Genomic DNA, 2,632 nt, shown 5'->3' on the forward strand with positions numbered 1-2,632 from the left:
CGCTGCGCGAACTACAGAATGGCCAGGGCGTAAAGCCCACAACAGGCCGGATATACGAATGCAACCGCGCTGACGACAGGTGCAAAAGAAAAGCTTTGCCCACTACTTGTGGGGAGAGTCCATATACACTTGTTAGGCTAGCTCGCACATTATTAATAGTTCCTGATTGTGTTGACGATGATAATAAAGTAATTTTAGAACGTTAATCTAGAAACAAAGTAGGTAGTCTTAAGTCTGAATTTAGGTGTCACGATTCAGAACTGGATTTCCCTTGCGCCTTGAACAGACAGCATAGCCACCACCCTAGGAAGCACCAAAGAACGAATGCCAGCAGTGGGCTTAATCCAGAAGACAACTCTGTATGTGTGTTTCCGAAAATAACACGCTTTAATATGAAGCCGGAGATAGCACCTACTAAGAGTAAAAGCGGAGCAAGAGCAATTGTCCACTCAAGCATACTCAGCGCTGCACGATTATCTTTAGAGTCTATAAGCAAACCTGGCACTCCAAAAGCGATCAACGGACCTATTGCGGCAAATACTTCTGGACCATCGAACCAGTGGCCTCCAGCGATGCTGACAATAAATGTTGTAGGGATCCAAATTATTAATCCAACAATGAATGCAGCCGACCTGTTCATAATATTTAATTCCTTTTAACGCCATCGATGGAGGGTGTGCGTTCCTAGCGATACGGCCTAACGATTAAGCTAAGGGGCAGGCTTTAGCCTGTCCCAGCGAGTGAAACGAGCGACTTCAGCGCCTTGTTAGGCGCTACTAGTTAGATTTAATTTTATAACCAAGTAGAGATGCGCAGTTTTTGTTTTCGTAAAAGGTACTAAACATTTTCGCTGTGGCTTCTTGCTTCGATGTTATTTGTTGGTCTGCAGTGACTGCAATATTGACAATGCCTTTAAGTAAAGCATCATGCTGAGCTAGGTTTAGGAAAACTAAATCACGCTGCTCAATAGTGCTTAGTTCTTTTAGTATTTTATTTTTATTGATTATCATCAGACCGTCGTTGAAAACCTGTTTGAAAATTTCGCTGCGCTGGGTTCTCTCATTGCTGTTGCTAAGAAGTGTGGCGACGTCGTTATCTACTGAGATACTTCTCATTAATGATATGGCGCAGTTAGCTTTTTCTGTAAATCCCATTATTGTTAGATAGTCAGGCTTCATCGCGTAATGTTGATAGTCAAGCCATAAATTTTGTGCGGCAGGTGTATTAGTTGTCGAGGCTACTAGTACGTTCGACATAGTTGCGGCCAAAATAATAGCTAATAATTTTATGTGTTGTATCGTTTTCATTTGGTATTGCCTAACGTTTGGTTAAGGGGCGGGCTTTAGCCCGTCCCAGTGAGCGAAGCGAGCGATTTGAACCACTAGTTAGGTGACGAAGCACCCTGCTTAATTAAGATTTCAATCTGGAATTTCAGGTTCATCACCCCAAGCCGCGGAACCTACTCTATTTGCTCTTGCGGACCCAACTCTATTGGCTGATGCAAATGGACTGCTTGTAGAGGCGCTATGAGTTGAACGATAAATAAGGCGGTCATTAACTATGGTACCTACATAGCGGCCATCTGGGTCGAAGACTTTATCGCCTTTGATTTTTCCGACGATGATTCCGGATTTACTATGAACTTTATCTCCAGATACTTGGAGAGGAACTCCATTCTTTGTGTATAAATTCATACGTCCCTCGTAGGCACCTAACGTTTGGTTAAGGGGCGGGCTTTAGCCCGTCCCAGCGAGCGAAGCGAGCGATTTGAACCAACTGTTAGACGCTCGGATGTACGCATAATTTAAAGCACCGCTTCCCTGCTTGTAACGCGTTACGCGGTGAACCTGGCGAAACGCTATAAATTTAATGTTTGCAATGCAGCTGAAGAAACGCGATTTCAACGTGCCTCGATAGTGGCGGCGGTGGCTCAGTAAATACATATTTCGAACACTTGTGAAGCCTTAAGCAATGGAACGATATTGCTGGTGTACGCGATTAAAAACCAAACAAGCTGAAAGCGATTGGCTAACGTTTGGTTAAGGGGCGGGCTTTAGCCCGTCCCAGCGAGCGGAGCGAGCGATTTGAACCACTAGTTAGGCTGGTTCATCATTGTCAAATGGCTGTTCAAAGTACGTTTGCTCATGTGGTTTGGCCAAATAATTTGAATAACCAGCCGATAGAAACAAATATAACAGCGAATGAGATATATCCGTATTGCTTTTTCTTGAACCATTTTATGGCCATTAAGCCAAATAGTACGGTTAAGCCTGAAATTCCGAAGTATGGATAACTGTAATCGAAATTCACTGGCCACTCAGGATTGGCGACTCTCACGTAAATTGCAAATGCTTGCAGCAATATCAATAGGAGTATTAGAAACTCTATGAGGGTGAATCCATTCTTTTTCATAGGCATAGCCATAATTTCAAGAGAGTAGAGCGCCCTAGAGGCAGAGCCTAACGTTTGGTTAAGGGGCGGGCTTTAGCCCGTCCCAGTGAGCGCAGCGAACGATTTGAATGCTGTAATGGACTCTCCCCGCGCCACAGTTCTATACCGAGAACGGTGGTGACTGAAATTGGGAGTGTCGTGATGAAGCGAATCGCAGTTGATCTGGCCAAGTCCGTTTACC

The 2,632-nt window shown here is 44.4% G+C and carries 3 protein-coding genes; all 3 read right to left on the reverse strand.

Features of this window, described 5'->3' with window-relative positions; all coding sequences use genetic code 11:
• Positions 1-247: 247 nt before the first annotated feature.
• A complete protein-coding gene (locus AACY13_RS22550) occupies positions 248-640 on the reverse strand; it encodes a hypothetical protein (protein WP_339463827.1) in 393 nt (130 codons plus the stop codon).
• A gap of 136 nt (positions 641-776) precedes the next feature.
• Entirely contained in the window at positions 777-1,307 is a 531-nt protein-coding gene (locus AACY13_RS22555; RefSeq protein WP_339414543.1) for a hypothetical protein, read from the reverse strand.
• Positions 1,308-1,418: 111 nt separating this feature from the next.
• Positions 1,419-1,694 (reverse strand): hypothetical protein, encoded by a 276-nt coding sequence (locus tag AACY13_RS22560; RefSeq protein WP_339463828.1) that lies wholly within the window; start codon positions 1,692-1,694, stop codon positions 1,419-1,421.
• Positions 1,695-2,632 lie beyond the last annotated feature (938 nt).

It is taken from the genome of Pseudomonas sp. EA_105y_Pfl2_R69 (assembly GCF_963970915.1).
GTDB lineage: Bacteria > Pseudomonadota > Gammaproteobacteria > Pseudomonadales > Pseudomonadaceae > Aquipseudomonas.

What these genes read in the sequence shown, in the direction of transcription:
- AACY13_RS22550 (WP_339463827.1), bottom strand. Translation starts at nt 640, where the DNA reads ATGAACAGGTCGGCTGCATTCATTGTTGGATTAATAATTTGGATCCCT.
- AACY13_RS22555 (WP_339414543.1), bottom strand. Translation starts at nt 1,307, where the DNA reads ATGAAAACGATACAACACATAAAATTATTAGCTATTATTTTGGCCGCA.
- AACY13_RS22560 (WP_339463828.1), bottom strand. Translation starts at nt 1,694, where the DNA reads ATGAATTTATACACAAAGAATGGAGTTCCTCTCCAAGTATCTGGAGAT.